Annotated in this window: 15 protein-coding genes; 14 read left to right on the top strand and 1 reads right to left on the bottom strand. The window is 45.2% G+C overall.

What is annotated here, in order from left to right; translation table 11 throughout:
• Window positions 1–192 precede the first annotated feature (192 nt).
• The 13 genes from AC27EZ_RS01680 (at window position 193) to flgL (ending at window position 12,994) form a co-directional block, all read left to right on the top strand.
• A complete protein-coding gene (locus AC27EZ_RS01680) occupies window positions 193–1,122 on the top strand; it encodes a chemotaxis protein CheV (protein ID WP_487133643.1) in 930 nt (309 codons plus the stop codon).
• Window positions 1,123–1,137: 15 nt separating this feature from the next.
• Window positions 1,138–1,968 (top strand): CheR family methyltransferase, encoded by an 831-nt coding sequence (locus AC27EZ_RS01675; RefSeq protein ID WP_487133642.1) that lies wholly within the window; start codon window positions 1,138–1,140, stop codon window positions 1,966–1,968.
• A gap of 165 nt (window positions 1,969–2,133) precedes the next feature.
• On the top strand, window positions 2,134–2,568 hold the full coding sequence (gene flgB, locus AC27EZ_RS01670) for a flagellar basal body rod protein FlgB (protein WP_487133641.1): 435 nt from the start codon (window positions 2,134–2,136) through the stop codon (window positions 2,566–2,568).
• 2 nt (window positions 2,569–2,570) lie between these two features.
• On the top strand, window positions 2,571–2,993 hold the full coding sequence (gene flgC, locus AC27EZ_RS01665; protein ID WP_487133640.1) for a flagellar basal body rod protein FlgC: 423 nt from the start codon (window positions 2,571–2,573) through the stop codon (window positions 2,991–2,993).
• 31 nt (window positions 2,994–3,024) lie between these two features.
• Window positions 3,025–3,711 (top strand): flagellar hook assembly protein FlgD, encoded by a 687-nt coding sequence (locus AC27EZ_RS01660; RefSeq protein WP_487133639.1) that lies wholly within the window; start codon window positions 3,025–3,027, stop codon window positions 3,709–3,711.
• Between the two features lie 14 nt (window positions 3,712–3,725).
• Window positions 3,726–5,111, top strand: coding sequence for a flagellar hook protein FlgE (flgE, locus tag AC27EZ_RS01655; protein WP_487133638.1), 1,386 nt, complete (start codon window positions 3,726–3,728; stop codon window positions 5,109–5,111).
• Window positions 5,112–5,258: 147 nt separating this feature from the next.
• Window positions 5,259–6,002 carry a flagellar basal body rod protein FlgF gene (locus tag AC27EZ_RS01650; RefSeq protein ID WP_421133858.1) on the top strand — a complete coding sequence of 248 codons (744 nt, stop codon included), beginning with the start codon at window positions 5,259–5,261 and terminating at the stop codon, window positions 6,000–6,002.
• Window positions 6,003–6,045: 43 nt separating this feature from the next.
• Window positions 6,046–6,834: a flagellar basal-body rod protein FlgG gene (flgG, locus tag AC27EZ_RS01645; protein ID WP_421133859.1), complete on the top strand. Its 789-nt coding sequence runs from the start codon at window positions 6,046–6,048 to the stop codon at window positions 6,832–6,834.
• Window positions 6,835–6,845: 11 nt separating this feature from the next.
• Entirely contained in the window at window positions 6,846–7,526 is a 681-nt protein-coding gene (gene flgH, locus AC27EZ_RS01640; RefSeq protein ID WP_487133637.1) for a flagellar basal body L-ring protein FlgH, read from the top strand.
• Between the two features lie 18 nt (window positions 7,527–7,544).
• Window positions 7,545–8,651: a flagellar basal body P-ring protein FlgI gene (locus tag AC27EZ_RS01635; protein ID WP_487133636.1), complete on the top strand. Its 1,107-nt coding sequence runs from the start codon at window positions 7,545–7,547 to the stop codon at window positions 8,649–8,651.
• Window positions 8,651–9,616, top strand: a complete 966-nt coding sequence (flgJ, locus tag AC27EZ_RS01630; RefSeq protein ID WP_487133635.1) for a flagellar assembly peptidoglycan hydrolase FlgJ — start codon at window positions 8,651–8,653, stop codon at window positions 9,614–9,616. The genes AC27EZ_RS01635 and flgJ overlap by 1 nt, the downstream gene beginning before the upstream one ends.
• 18 nt (window positions 9,617–9,634) lie before the next feature.
• The gene (gene flgK, locus AC27EZ_RS01625) at window positions 9,635–11,764 is read left to right on the top strand and encodes a flagellar hook-associated protein FlgK (RefSeq protein WP_487133634.1); all 2,130 of its coding nucleotides are present in this window, start codon (window positions 9,635–9,637) and stop codon (window positions 11,762–11,764) included.
• A 6-nt stretch (window positions 11,765–11,770) separates the two neighbouring features.
• A complete protein-coding gene (flgL, locus tag AC27EZ_RS01620; RefSeq protein WP_487133633.1) occupies window positions 11,771–12,994 on the top strand; it encodes a flagellar hook-associated protein FlgL in 1,224 nt (407 codons plus the stop codon).
• On the opposite strand, the gene AC27EZ_RS01615 is transcribed toward flgL, so the two are convergent.
• Window positions 12,974–13,972, bottom strand: a complete 999-nt coding sequence (locus AC27EZ_RS01615) for a hypothetical protein (protein WP_487133632.1) — start codon at window positions 13,970–13,972, stop codon at window positions 12,974–12,976. The genes flgL and AC27EZ_RS01615 overlap by 21 nt on opposite strands.
• Before the next feature lie 228 nt (window positions 13,973–14,200).
• On the opposite strand from AC27EZ_RS01615, the gene AC27EZ_RS01610 reads away from it, so the two are divergent.
• Entirely contained in the window at window positions 14,201–15,046 is an 846-nt protein-coding gene (locus tag AC27EZ_RS01610) for a flagellin N-terminal helical domain-containing protein (protein WP_487133631.1), read from the top strand.
• The last annotated feature ends 156 nt before the right edge of the window (window positions 15,047–15,202 follow it).

Below are 15,202 nucleotides of genomic sequence, written 5' to 3'. Positions count from 1 at the left end.
TTCAGTTAGCGAGTTATTGTCTATGCTTATGACAGAAAGCAGGCGGCCATGTCGCGTTTTTTGTTGTGCTTTCTCACGTATTAACGCGTTATGCGTCATTTTTCTGGCGTTTGACCTGCAACATTTTAGTGATATTGTCTAGCGTAACTAGTTAAGGCAATGATCGTGCCCAGTATCGAAAAGAGGTGACATATGTCGGGTATTTTAGATTCGGTTAACCAACGCACGCAGTTAGTGGGTCAAAACCGACTTGAGCTGCTGTTATTTAGATTAAACGGAAGGCAGCGCTTTGGAATAAACGTATTCAAAGTACGCGAAGTTCTCCAATGTCCACCCCTTACATCAATGCCTAAACTTAATAAATTAGTTCGTGGGGTTGCTCACATCCGAGGACAGACTATTTCAGTCATCGATTTGAGTATGGCAACAGGCGGAAAGCGCATTGAAAACCTCTCTACGTCTTTTATCGTCATTGCTGAATATAATCGTTCAGTGCAAGGCTTTTTGGTTGGTGCTGTAGAACGTATTATCAATACTAACTGGGATGCAATCATGCCTCCGCCGCAAGGAACAGGTCGCGCTAGCTATCTTACTGCAGTCACCGAAGTTGAAAATGAGCTAATCGAAATTCTTGATGTTGAAAAAATATTAAACGAAATTTCTCCGCTAAATGCAGAAGTAAGCTCGGAAGTTGCCGAAGGACTCACTACGGAAGGAAAAGAAGATAAAATAATTTTTATCGCCGATGATTCAGCCGTGGCTAGAAATCAGGTTAAAAAAGCACTGACATCGTTGGGGCTTGAAATCGAGCTTGCGAAGAATGGGCTAGAGGCGTTAAACCGCTTAAAAGAAATTGCCGAAGAGTATGGTGATATCACTAATAGAGTGGGGGTATTGGTCTCGGATATTGAAATGCCAGAGATGGATGGCTACACCCTTACTGCAGAGATAAAAAACACGCCAGAGCTGCAAAAACTTCACGTTGTTCTGCACACGTCGTTAAGCGGTGTTTTCAACCAAGCAATGGTACAGAAAGTTGGCGCAGACGACTTCATTGCAAAATTCCACCCAGATGAACTTGCCACAGCGGTTCAGAAGTGGCTAATGATAGATAGTGAATAACGGAGCTCTCAGGGATTGAATAGCAAAGATGTTTCGCCGGAAAGTTACGTCAAGTTTCGGCACTTCTTAGAGCAGCAATGCGGCATCGTACTTGGCGAGAATAAACAGTACCTAGTGCGAAGTCGTCTCGCTTCGTTGTTGCACGTGCACAAATTCGATAGCACTGATGCCCTTATCGAGACGGTCGTTCGCGGATACGATCGTAAATTACTTCAAAGCGTTATTGATGCGATGACGACTAACGAAACCTTGTGGTTTCGTGATACGTATCCCTTCAATTTACTGCAAACTAGGATTATCCCTGAGTTAGCGTCAAAAAACCGTAAGCTGCGTATTTGGAGTGCCGCGTGTTCGTCTGGCCAAGAGCCATACTCGATTGCAATGGCACTGCTTGAGTTTCAACGGCAAAAGCCTGGAATACTCAAAAATGGCGTAGAGATCATAGCAACGGATCTTTCATCTGAAATGCTAGCCAAATGCGAGAAAGGAGTATATGACGAGTTATCGTTAGCCCGCGGATTGTCGCCGCAGCGCAGGCAGGCGTTCTTTGATACAGCCGACAAAGGTCAAATGCAAATAAAGTCCGAAGTGCGTCGCATGGTAACGTTTAAAAGCATTAACCTGCTGAGTAGTTATGCATCGCTCGGCCGTTTCGATATCGTGTTTTGTCGTAATGTACTCATTTACTTTTCAGGTGACGTAAAACAAAAGATACTGCAACAAATTGCCGGGCAACTGCAACCTGACGGCATTCTCTTCCTCGGAGCGTCAGAATCTATAAGCTCTGCGAGCGATCGCTATAGCATGGTTAAATGTAACCCTGGTTTGTTTTATCAAAAGAAATAGCTGCAAGTCGATGCTTTAAATGCATTTTTTTTAAAAACTTATCACACTTTCACTTTTCATCTATCCAATTTAATCACTCTTGGCATCTCATTTGCTAATAAATCTTCAAGATAACTAAATATTGGTTGATACCCCATCAACACAATTGGGTTCTGGAGTTTTATTATGGCTATTAATCTCGACAAGCTTGTCGGATTCCATCAAAACGCACTGACCATTCGCACTGAAAGGATGGAAGTTATATCCGGCAATTTAGCAAACGCTAATACGCCGGGTTATAAAGCGAAAGACATCAACTTTAACAAGGCGATGGAAGCTGCGATGCGTAATTCAGGTGGCACAACTAAAACCACAGATGGACACTTAAATAGAACCCATGAAAAGCATCTAAAAGGCAGCAGTACGTCTGTTGCATCGAATTTTGATTTGCAATACCGCGTCCCAACACAACCAGACACCGGCGATGGGAATACGGTTGAAGTGCAGTCCGAGCGTAATCGCTTCTTGGACAATGGCTTGCGATACCAAGCAAGCCTCGCCTTCCTAAACGGCAAAATCAAAGGCATGAAAAAAGCACTTGGTGCGGCAGGAGGACAATAGTCATGAGTTTATTTAATGTAATGTCAATTTCAAGTACCGGTATGGAAGCGGAAAATGTTCGTTTGAATACAACGGCAAGCAACATTGCCAACGCTAATTCAGTAAGCAGTAGCTATGACGAAACATACCGTGCTCGTCATCCCGTGTTTGCCGCAGAGCTTAATCGCGCAATGCAGGACCAGTCGCGCGGCGTGGGTGTCCAAGTAAAGGGAATTGTCGAAAGTGATGCACCGCTGCAAGTGGAATATGCGCCAAATAATCCTATGGCTGACGCCGAAGGGTTTATCTACAAGCCAAATGTCAACATCGTGGAAGAAATGGCTAACATGATGTCAGCATCAAAAGCCTATGAAACCAATGTTCAAGTTGCCGATACCACTAAGCGTATTTTCAGGCGTGTGCTTCAGTTGGGTCAAGGGCAATAATTTGCCGCTTAGGTAAATCGAGGATTTTACAGTGAATACAGTTAACAACACGGGTCTTAATACCGACCTTTATTGGCAGGAAGAGACCGTAAAAATAGCAGACGGCACTGAGCAACAGTTATCCCAGGAAGATTTTTTCTCGATGTTGACTGAACAATTAGCCAACCAAGATCCGACCAAACCTGTTGATAATGACCAGATGGTTGCGCAGATGACGTCTTTCACCATGGCTGATGGTATTTCACAGCTCAATGGAAAGTTTGAAGCTTTCGCTGCATCAATGACATCTAACCAAGCGCTGCAAGCATCTAGCCTTATAGGCCAAAACGTATTAGTACAAGGTAACGTTGGTTTCATGGGAGCAACGGGCGAGGGTGTCTCAGGTGTTGTGGTGAACGAAAAAACGATTCAAAACATGACGATCACCATCGAAAACCAATTTGGTGAAGTCATTAAAAGCATCGATGCTGGCACACAAGCCGCCGGTAACGTCGAGTTTAAATGGGATGGCAAAGATGCCAAAGGTAACGACATGCCTCCCGGTGAATATGTCATTAATGCTACAGGCGAATTAAATGGCGAAGGTGTACAGCTTTCAACCGCAGTAAATCGTCATGTAGGAAGCGTTAGTTTGGCCGGCAGCGGTCAGGGCGTAATTTTGAATTTGGATGGTGATGTCAGTATCAATCTTGATGACGTCATTCAAATCGGCAGTTAGCAGGAGAATAAACAATGTCTTTTAATATTGCACTTAGCGGTGTTTCTGCCGCACAAAAAGATTTGGATGTAACCGCGAATAACATCGCAAACGTCAATACGGTTGGTTTTAAAGAGTCGCGCGCTGAGTTTGGTGACGTTTACGCGGCTTCGTTGCTCGCAGGCGGCAAAACCAAAGTCGGTGACGGTGTATTAACACAAGAAGTTGCCCAGCAGTTTTCTCAAGGTAGTTTAGCGTTTACTAATACCTCGCTTGATTTGGCCATTACAGGTAACGGTTTTTTTGCAACAGTGCCAGAAATTACATCACGAGATTTCTCGTTTACTCGAGCGGGACAGTTCAAGCTTGATAATGATAACTTTGTGGTAAACAGTAGCGGCGATAACTTACTTGGTTTTCCGGTTAACGCAGATGGTACAAGTGCATCAGTTGCATTGAGTACAACAGAGCCAGTTCGTATTCCTGATTCATCGGGGTCTCCTCAGCAAACCTCTGAAGTTGATATTCGAATGAATCTACCTGCTGGTGATCAAGGCCTAGATCCTGCTGATTTCAACCCAGACGACCCTCTTACCTATAATGCGGCAACATCAGTTACCGTCTATGACTCGCTAGGTGATAGTCACGTGATGACGTATTACTTTATTAAAGATAATACGCCGGGTGTGGATAACGAGTGGTATGTTGCAACAGCGGTAGATGACAACTTAGTTGATATGGTTGATTCAACCGGCGCTGATACCGACCCTGCGACAGCAACTAATACCGTAGGTACCAACACCGGTAACGCTGTTACCGCATCAAAGTTGATATTTTCACAAGGTGGTGACTTTGTTGGTGTAGAAACGCCGGATGGATTATCAACCCTTGATTTCAAACTACAGACAGAGGCGCTAGGTGCTACCGTATTGTCAAACGGCTCAGATCCCACGCAGCAGATAAGTGTTGATTTTAATTTAGACCCGGCAAGTGCAACGCCTAATGAGCCAACTCAATTTGCGTCTGCATTTGAAGTAACCTCATTAGAGCAAGATGGTCTGCCTGTTGGGCGATTAACCGGTATTGATATTGGGCCTGATGGGTTAGTTCGAGCAACGTTCTCAAACGGAACCTCTGAGCCTATTGTCCGCGTAGCATTGGTTCGCTTTTCAAATGAACAAGGTTTAACGCAAGAAAGCAGTACGCAGTGGAAAGAAAGTATTCTTTCTGGTGAAGCGCTAGCGGGCGAAGCAACGACAGGTACGTTTGGTGAAATTAATTCATCAGCGCTTGAACAAGCTAACGTGAACCTTACAACAGAGCTTATCGATATGATTATTGCCCAACGGAATTTCCAGGCGAACTCACGAGCTCTGGAAGTAAACAACCAGCTTAACCAGACAATCTTGAATATTAGATAACGCAACTAACGTAGTTAAAAGCCGCAGCATCGCTGCGGCTTTTTCTTATGCGACCTCTCTTACTTCCCTCAATTCTTACGTGACTCGCATGTTGGCATCAGCCTTGCAAAACAACAGGTATGGTTTAAACAGAGTCAAAAGTCAGTCATGGACAAACTTCTCTATATCGCAGCAAGTGGCGCCTCCCAAGACCTTCTAGGTACGGGGATAAGGGCGAATAACTTAGCGAACGCGCAGACAACAGGTTTTCGTGCTCAGCTAGAGCAGGCAAGGTCAATGCCGGCTTACGGCGAAGGTTTGCCGACTCGCGTTTTCTCTATGACAGAAAGCCCAGCAAATAACTATGAATCTGGTCCTATGATCCAAACGGGGAGAGACCTTGATGTTGCAATTCAAGGTGATGGTTGGTTTGCCGTTCAGGATGAAAATGGCCAAGAAGCGTACTCTCGAGATGGTAACTTCAAGCTGGGTGATGACGGAATTTTGACAGACGTTCATGACCGAATGGTATTGGGAGACAACGGGCCTATCTTCTTACCCGTCCCTTTAGACAACTTGAATATTGCTAAAGATGGCACTTTATCAATGCGTCAACTCGGGGCACCTGCGAATGTCATTGAAGAAGTTGGGCGTCTTAAGTTAGTCAGTCCAAATTATGCAGATATGGAACGTGGCAATGATGGCTTGTTTCGAATGGAAGACCGTTCAATTGCCCCGGCTAGCGGTAATGTACAGCTTATGTCTGGCATGCTTGAAGGGTCTAACGTTAATGCGGTAGACGAGATGGTCAGTATGATCAGCCTACAGCGTCACTATGAGCTTCAAGTAAAAGTCATGAAACAAGCGGAAGAGCTTGATACACGCGGCAACACGCTGCTGAGAATTTTATAATTTAACGGTAACGTTGCGTATAGCGTGACGTCAGGAGGTTATTATGCATCCAGCTTTATGGATTAGTAAAACAGGATTGGACGCGGCGCAAACCGATGTTGCGGTTGTTTCAAACAACCTGGCGAATGCGTCTACCGTTGGCTTCAAAAAAGATCGCGCGATTTTTGAAGACTTATTGTACCAAAACATCAACCAGCCTGGCGGTCGTTCCTCAGCAGATACCGAATTACCTTCTGGATTAATGCTTGGTTCTGGTTCAAAAGTAGTATCGACCCAAAAAGCCCATACGCAAGGTAACTTATTGTCGACAGACAATGCCTTAGACATGTCTATACAAGGTCGCGGTTACTTTGAAATTTTGCAACCAGACGGTACGACAGCGTACTCGAGAAATGGTCAGTTTGCGCTTAACGATCAAGGTCAAATCGTTACGTCGGGTGCGGGTTACCTGTTACAGCCTCAAGTAGCAGTACCAGAAGATGCTCAGCAAATCACCATCTCCCAAGATGGCCAAATAAGCGTGAGTATAAGAGGTCAGGCTGAACCTCAGTTACTGGGGCAAATGAACATCTCAGACTTTGTTAACCCAACAGGGCTACAACCCATTGGACAAAACTTGTTCGTCGAAACGGCATCAAGTGGTGCGCCTATCCAAGGTATTCCTGGTCTTCAGGGCTTGGGAAGTATTTCTCAAGGCACGCTAGAAACGTCGAATGTGAACGTAACGGAAGAGTTGGTCAACCTGATTGAAAGCCAGAGACTTTATGAAATGAACTCTAAAGTTATTTCTTCTGTTGACCAAATGCTTGGACAAGTTATTCAACAGCTTTAATAGGTGAAGTTATGCGTAGTGTAGGCTTATTTTTTCTAGTGCTGTTTACTGTTGGCTGTCAAAGCACGAGTGAGCCGCCAGTGCAAGCTAACGACCCGTCATTTGCGCCGGTTGTACCGGATTACCCGAAGCAACGGGTGGTTGAAGACGGTTCATTGTATCGCGCCCACCTCGCAAATAGCCTTTATTCGGATGTTACTGCACGTCAAATCGGCGACATTATCACTGTTACACTAAGTGAAAATACCGCGGCGACGAAATCGGCGAATACCACCACGTCGAGAGAAACAACAGCCGATCTTCAGCCTATTACCGGGTTGTCCGGCAATGCAATTAACATTGGCGGACAGTCGGTGCAGCTTGGCCTTAACTCGTCTAACGATTTTTCTGGCGACGCAGCGGCTAATCAGAGTAATAGCTTAGAAGGAAGCATTACGGTGACGGTGGTAGATGTGCTGCCGAACAACAACTTAGTCATACGCGGCGAAAAATGGATAACGTTGAATCATGGCGATGAATATATTCGTTTAACCGGAATTATAAGACCGCTTGATATCGACCCTGATAACCAAGTTATGTCGACAAAAATTGCGAATGCTCGCATCCAATATAGCGGCACAGGCACCTTTGCGAAAGCACAAGAAAAAGGCTGGCTTGCTAAGTTTTTCTCATCGTCTTGGTGGCCTCTTTAAGAGGGAAGGAGTGATAGCATGCGTTTGTTCCTGTTTACACTGGTAACGTTCTGTTTCATTGGTCATGTCAATGCACAGCGAATTAAAGATGTCGCTTCTATCCAAGGGGTACGTTCCAACCAGCTGATTGGCTATGGTTTAGTCGTGGGTTTACCCGGAACCGGTGAGCAGAACCCGTTTACTGAGCAGAGCTTCAGAACCATGTTAGCTAACTTTGGCATTAGAATGGACGCCAACGTTAGACCTAATACGCGTAACGTTGCGGCAGTTGCAGTGCATGCTGAGTTACCCCCGTTTATCAAGCCTGGTCAAACTATCGATATTACCGTGTCCTCAGTAGGTGAAGCGAAGAGTTTGCAGGGCGGTTCTCTATTACAAACTTTTCTTAGAGGCGTAGATGGCAAAGTGTATGCCGTTGCGCAAGGTAGCTTGGTCGTCAGCGGTTTCGGCGCTGAAGGCGGCGATGGCTCGAGAATTGTGGTTAACACACCCACAGTGGGGCGTATTCCAAATGGCGCTATGGTCGAGCAGGCGGTACCAAGCGGGTTCGCAAATGGCGACACATTGACACTTAATCTTCACTATCCAGATTTTACGACAGCGAAATCGCTTGCTGATACGATAAATGAACGACTAGGCGCCCAGCCTGAAAATGGCTACACCATAGCCACCCCTATTGATGCAGCATCAGTTCGAGTAACGGCTCCACGAGATGTGGGACAGCGCGTAGGCTTTCTAGCAACATTGGAAAATTTTGAATTTACCCCGGCTGAAGCGTCAGCGCGGGTAGTCATTAACAGCCGAACCGGCACGATTGTTATCGGGCGAGAAGTACGTTTACTGCCAGCAGCAATAACCCATGGTGGATTGACGGTGACAATAGCTGAAAACCAGCAAGTCACGCAACCCAATGCGTTTGCGGACGGGGAAACTGCGGTAACTACCCAGTCTATCGTTGATATTGATTTAGCAGACAGTCGAATGTTCAAGTTTGAGCCAGGCGTAACCTTGGATCAACTCGTCAGAGCGGTGAACGAAGTAGGCGCAGCTCCTGGAGATTTGATGGCGATTCTTGAAGCATTACGTCAAGCAGGTGCGTTACGCGGTGAATTGGTGATTATCTAATGGAATCAATGCATTCGAAAAGTCAGTTAGATATGGCCCGAAACGTTCATGACATGGGCAGTATTAATAAAATGCGCGAAGCCATTGCCGCTGGTGATGAAGGCGTGTTGCAAGAGGCTGCGCAGCAGTTTGAGGCAATTTTTGTTCAGATGATGCTTAAATCCATGAGAAAGGCACAAGACGCGTTGTCTGATAAAGATAGCCCGTTTAATTCTGAACAAGTTAAGTTTTATCGCGATATGCACGACCAACAATTGGCGACAGACCTTACTGCCAATGGCGGTATGGGGTTGGCAGACATTATTGTTAAGCAACTAGGTCAGCACGATGACGCCTATGTGCCCGCGAGTGTTATCAGAAATGATGGGAACATCGGCGATATAAAGCGCAACAGTGTAAATCAATCGACCCACAATGCAGTGGTATCGGCGCAAGATAGTATCCTCAATTCCGTAAGTACCGGAACCAAAGCGGCGAGAAAAGACAGCATGTTTGATACGCCTGAAGCGTTTGTTGAAACCGTAATGCCGTTTGCGGAAAAACTCGCTGAGAAATACGGAATGGATGCTAAGGCTATTGTTTCTCAGGCGGCCGTTGAGACGGGATGGGGAAAATTTGTTATCCACACTGCGGATGGAAAAAGTACGCATAACCTATTTGGTATTAAAGCAAATAAAGACTGGAACGGTGAACAAGCGGTTGTAAGTACTTTGGAGTTTTCAGGCAATGTACCTCAACAACAAAAAGCGGCCTTTAGGTCGTATCAGTCGGTTGAACAGGCTATGGAAGACTACGGCCGGTTTATTGCTTCTCAACCTCGCTACAAACAAGCGGTAGAAAAAGCTGCCGACGCGTCAGCGTATACTCAAGAGTTGCAAGCTGCTGGCTATGCAACCGACCCGAAATATGCCGAAAAAATTATGGCTGTGTACAACAGCGAACGGCTCAATGGGCTTATGCCTTGAGGGTAGGGAGATAATAGTATGAGTGGTGTAGATTTATTTTCTCTGGCAACCAGCGGCGTAAATGCTAGCAGCAAGTTACTGCAAACGACCAGTAACAATATTGCTAATGTGAATACGCAAGGCTACGTTCGCGAAAGAACAGAGCTGCAAAACAGTCAGGTTTTCGGCGTAGAGATTGGTAATACAGAACGTATTATCAACGTATTTGCGCAAAACCAACTACGCCGTGACATCACGCAAGTCGGAGAACTCAATTCTTTTTCAGCTAAAACCACTGCTATTGATAACTTACTTGCCAGCGAGGCAAATTCGCTTTCCCAGGGATTCAGCGAATACTTTTCTGCGGTTCAAACGGCCGCTGATGACCCGACGAATTTAGCGTCGCGTGAACAGGTGTTAGGTAAGTCAGAATCGTTATATCAACGAATGAGTACGCTTTCTGATTACATGATAGAAAAAGAAGAAGAATTAAACTTAGAATTCACTTCCTTGGTAAACCGCGCGAATAGCCTTATCGGGAATATTGGCGATCTCAATCGTACTATCGTTATCGCAAATGGGAATAGTACCAGCGACCAACCCAGCGCACTCTTAAATGAGCGAGACCAAGCGGTGGAAGAACTCGCTTCTATTATGGGCATAGAGGTAAGGGATAGTCAGGGCCAAAATGGCGCGATAAATATCAATTTAAGTTCAGGCGAGTCGTTGGTGTTGGATAATGGGAAGTTTAATCTGTTTGAACTAAATACCAATGCCGACCTGACTTTTACTGAATTACAACTGGCAACCAATTTTGGCTCGCAAACAAAAGCGGATACGACTATCAATGTGCTAGAAAGTGACTTAAGCGGCACGCTTGGTGGGCTTTTCAAGTATCGAAACGAGGTACTTGGGCCAGCAATGAGAGACGTTGGGCAACTTGCTGTTGCGTTTGCTGACGCCGTGAATTCACAAAATAAACTGGGAATGGATTTAGATGGCCAGCTAGGAAGTAATATCTTTGATATACCAACCTTTAGAGGGCTTGCCTACGAAGGAACAGTAGGTAATTACCAAGTAGAAGCGCAAATTACCCCTGGTAAAGGGGCTGAACTCACTGATGCGGATTACCGAATTGAAGTAACCAATGTCGCAGCAGGCGTACCAAGTGAAATTGAAATTACGTTATTGAATGCTGATGGCTCAGCCAAAAAAGATGGCTCTGGTAATGATATTGTTTTTTCAAATTACGCCGTGGGCGCTGGTTTTAATGAACTTCCAGGTGGTATTGAGATCGAATTTTCCGGAACGTCAGCGTATGCCGTGGGAAATGAGTTTCTCGTACAGCCTACTAAAACCATTGCATCAGCAATCACTTTGGCGACGGAACGACCTGAAGATCTTGCGTTTGCAACGCCAGTGCGAGCACAAGCTGATGCAAGTAACTTAGGTAATGCTAATGTTTCTAGCGTGTCAGTGACGAATACCGATGTGGGAGGCGGCACGTCACAATCTGCATTTGATGGCGCAGGTGGCATTCATGACGTCGCGGGCTCTCCGAGTGCTACATTGGGGGCGCCTGCGCAAATACTATTTACCGCTGCTGATAGCTACCAGGTGCTTGACGGGGCGTCGCCACCTAATGTTATCGCTAACGTATCTGGCGTAACCAATCTCAATAACTTGTTAGCGCAAGCTGAAACCAATGGCGCGGGACCTGCTTGGCCTGCTGCATTTTCGTCGTTGGATGATTATCCGGGTTACGACTTAAGTATTGACGGTGTACCAAGAGCTGGAGACAGTTTCTCAATTGAATTTAATACAGATGGATTTAATGATAATAGCAATGCGTTATCAATCGCAGGTTTACAGCGAGATCCGCTGGTACAAGTCAGTAGTGAATCAACTAATACGCCGCGTACCTTTCAAGACGCCTATGCATCGATGGTAGGACGTATCGGTGAAGACACTGCAATGGCTAACGTTTCATTAGCATCTGCGGAAGCTATGCAAGTGCAGTCTCGAAACTGGTTTGAGTCTGTGTCTGGTGTAAGCTTAGATGAAGAAGCTGCTAATCTAATAAAGTATCAGCAGTCTTATGCCGCCGCGGCAAGAATTTTGACAACGGCGCAAGAGTTGTTTAATACGATACTCCAATCGGCCAGGTAATTTATTATGCGTATATCAACAAGCCAAATTTATGATCAGAATGTGCGTTCAATTATGAACAATCAGGAAGATCTTATAAAAACGCAAGAACAGCTTGCGACCGGCAAGCGTATTATCACCCCTTCGGATGACCCCGTTGGTGCGGCTAAGGTCTTGCGTCTGACGGAGGAAATTGATGCGCTAGACCAGTTTAAACGCAATAATGATTTGGTGACCGGTTCGTTAGAACAGCAAGAAGCGGTATTAACTAACATTACGAATTCGATAAACCGTGCAAGAACATTAGTGGTTCAATCTGGCTCCGGTATTCTTGCCGATCCAGATAAACGGGCTATCGGTGCAGAGTTAGAACAAATCAAGCTTGAAATCTTCGATTTAATGAATACGCAAGATGCCGATGGGAACTATATTTATGCAGGTTACCAGTCGGGTAATCAGGCATTCTCTTACAACCCCGCCGCAACAGGTAATGCAATTACGTTTTCGGGTGATGCGGGTGTTAGTTTTGTGCAGCTTTCGAACAGTTCGAAAATTCAGTCGACAAGCAATGGCTATGAAGTGTTTGAAAACGTACTTTCACGTTTTAAATTTTCAGTTACAGGTAGCTCCGTTGCCAACTTTGAAAGTGCAAAAGTGAGCGAACAAGGGACGTTCGATACGTTTTTTGATAAAAATTACGACCCAGTCACTGCGGCAAACAATAATTACAGAGTTACGTTTCTGGCTGGCAATCAAGCGCAGGTAACTAACACCGGAACGGGGGCCATCGTTGATACGGTGGGCTTTACTTCTGGTTCGCCATTTACCGTGAAAGGGATGCAGTTTGAAGCATCAGCAGTGGCCGGTGATACGATAGATTTTTCATTGAACCCGCCAGAAAAGAAAAGTATGGCTCAGTCGCTCCATGAACTCCAAGAAATACTCATGGATAGCACAATTAACAATACGGCGTTACAAGAGGCGATAGCAGATTCGCTTGTGGGGCTAGACAACGGGCTTGAGAAAATATCCCTTGAGCGAGCCTCTATTGGTAGCCGTCTCAATATTGCAGAATCAGTTTATGAGAGTAACTTGGACATGGAGATAGCGGCAAAAGCGTCGAGGTCTTCGCTTCAAGATGTTGATTACGCAGAAGCATCGACCGATTTTGCAAAGCAAGAAACAGCGCTTAATGCCGCGCTGCAATCTTTTTCTAAAGTAACCGACTTATCACTGTTCAATTTCATCTAGTGTATCAATATACGTTTTAAGTGTGCAGAGACCGGATATCTCAGCAAGGTAAACCCGAGCTTGTTGGTCGATATGACTGGAATAATATGACACGTAAAGCGTATCGTCTTTGTATGCCATTCCAGGATAACTGTTGTCACCCGAACTTGGTAATGTGAGCAAATGTCGTAAATTTCGAGTGCGTGTATTGAGCAACCAAATTGAGGTGACGAATGCGTTACCGTCGTACTCCCTTCCGCTAATTAGCGCATAGTCATCCGCTATATTAATCATGCAAGGCCCACCAATATAAATGCCTAAATCATGCCATTTCCATTGCGTAAAGGGTGGGCGAGAATGGCCTAATTTCGCGGTAAAGGTATCAGCATCACGTCGCACGACTGCGATGGCGTCATTATTTTCTTTGATAACAATATGGCTTTCATTGGGATAACCGGCACCGTGTAATGTTTTGGAAAGTACTCCCTGTTTTCGCACCTCCATTTGTTTTCTTGGATCGCCAGAGTATAAATTCAACTTGTTGTGCTTTCGGTTGTAAGCCAGTCCAATAGTGTAATTCGCATTACTGCTAATTCGCCATAGCCACCAACCATGATCACCAAAGTCGTGACGAGTAGACCAACTTTGACCGGTAACAGAAAAATAACTCACCATCTTCGTTGTCGTACGGCCACTTTGTCTATCTTTGTTCTTGGCGTAGGCATAAAGAATTAGGTTTTTTCCCTGCTGTAAAAATTTAGGATCGCGTAAATCCCACCCTGGTAGCACGAGGCGGCAATAGGTGCGTTTCCCCGTTTGAGGAACGACTCTGCAAATTTCGATAATGCCGTCAGGACTTACATGGTTTTCAGCACAACGATAACAGCTCAGCAAAGCGTGCGTATGTTTATCAAATGGACAAGCGATTAAATCGGTAAATGCTGCATGTTTATAGGCTCTTGATATTCGTTTTACATTTTTTAGCTCAAGACACGGCATAGATTAACCTTAAAAAACCGATATTTAGACCAGTATAGGCGGCAAAGTTATACCGCACTACGGCAAATTTTGTATTTTTTTCTAAAGGGAATGCAAGCGCAGTCGATAAGAACAATGAGAGAGCCAGTTCATCAATTACCCCTCAGGTATTGGTGACTACTAAAAACGTAATCGCCGGTACCACCGGCAGCCAGCAACCCGCTGGACTGAGAGTGTAGGAGAGACTTTATGTCTATGTTTGTAAATACCAATGTGTCCTCATTGAATGCCCAGCGTCAATTGTTTGATGTAAGCAATTCACTGAACACATCTTTTGAACGTCTGTCTTCAGGCTTCCGTATCAACAGCGCTGCTGATGATGCTGCAGGTCTACAGATTACTGATCGTATGACGTCGCAAGTGCAAGGCTTAAACCAAGCTGTTCGTAACGCGAACGACGCAATTTCACTATCGCAAACTGCAGAGGGTGCGTTATCTGAGACAACAACTGCACTGCAGCGTATCCGTACACTAGCGGTACAATCGCAAAACGGTATTAATAGCTCAGCTGACCGTGTTGCACTGCAAAAAGAAGTATCAGCATTACGTACAGAAATTTCACGTATAGCTACGACTACGCAGTTTGCTGGTGTAAATGTACTTAGTGGTGATTTCTCAGCGAAATTCCTAGTGGGTGCAAATGCAGGTCAAACCATTTCAGTAAACCTATCAACACAAGCGCTAACGCGTGCAGGCGTGAGTGGTTTCAGTGCAACGGGACTAGGTATCACTACCAACGACGTACTGACAACCGGTAACGCGTCGGCTATGTTGGGTGATATTGATACGGCTATCTCTGCTGTGGGTGGTTTGCGAGCCGACCTTGGTGCGCTTCAAAACCGTTTCCAGTCTACTATTCGTAACTTAAGCAATATTGCTGAAAACGTATCTGCAGCACGTTCACAGATCAAAGATACTGATTTTGCGACAGAAACTGCAAACCTAACACGTAATCAGATTATCCAGCAGGCAAGTACTACAGTATTGTCTCAGGCAAATCAGCGTCCACAGGCCGCACTGTCGTTACTAGGTTAATAACAGATACAAAGGTGAAGCCAGGAGGTAGTACTTTAGGTTCGTAACCTTTATATGTTCTTAATGATAAAAGCCAGCATTGTATGCTGGCTTTTTTATTTCTTATAAATCAATAGCTTCCTGTTTCTACGCACGTTCCTCACGAAAATTATCAAA

This window comes from Alteromonas sp. 4NH20-0056, assembly GCF_057539655.1.
Note: the sequence above shows the minus strand (reverse complement) of the source record. Positions and strands in the feature narration are given on the sequence as shown.

Coding starts and splice junctions, on each gene's coding strand:
- AC27EZ_RS01680 (WP_487133643.1), top strand. CDS start 193: ATGTCGGGTATTTTAGATTCGGTTAACCAACGCACGCAGTTAGTGGGT.
- flgB (WP_487133641.1), top strand. CDS start 2,134: ATGGCTATTAATCTCGACAAGCTTGTCGGATTCCATCAAAACGCACTG.
- flgC (WP_487133640.1), top strand. CDS start 2,571: ATGAGTTTATTTAATGTAATGTCAATTTCAAGTACCGGTATGGAAGCG.
- flgE (WP_487133638.1), top strand. CDS start 3,726: ATGTCTTTTAATATTGCACTTAGCGGTGTTTCTGCCGCACAAAAAGAT.
- AC27EZ_RS01650 (WP_421133858.1), top strand. CDS start 5,259: ATGGACAAACTTCTCTATATCGCAGCAAGTGGCGCCTCCCAAGACCTT.
- flgG (WP_421133859.1), top strand. CDS start 6,046: ATGCATCCAGCTTTATGGATTAGTAAAACAGGATTGGACGCGGCGCAA.
- flgH (WP_487133637.1), top strand. CDS start 6,846: ATGCGTAGTGTAGGCTTATTTTTTCTAGTGCTGTTTACTGTTGGCTGT.
- AC27EZ_RS01635 (WP_487133636.1), top strand. CDS start 7,545: ATGCGTTTGTTCCTGTTTACACTGGTAACGTTCTGTTTCATTGGTCAT.
- flgJ (WP_487133635.1), top strand. CDS start 8,651: ATGGAATCAATGCATTCGAAAAGTCAGTTAGATATGGCCCGAAACGTT.
- flgK (WP_487133634.1), top strand. CDS start 9,635: ATGAGTGGTGTAGATTTATTTTCTCTGGCAACCAGCGGCGTAAATGCT.
- flgL (WP_487133633.1), top strand. CDS start 11,771: ATGCGTATATCAACAAGCCAAATTTATGATCAGAATGTGCGTTCAATT.
- AC27EZ_RS01615 (WP_487133632.1), bottom strand. CDS start 13,972: ATGCCGTGTCTTGAGCTAAAAAATGTAAAACGAATATCAAGAGCCTAT.
- AC27EZ_RS01610 (WP_487133631.1), top strand. CDS start 14,201: ATGTCTATGTTTGTAAATACCAATGTGTCCTCATTGAATGCCCAGCGT.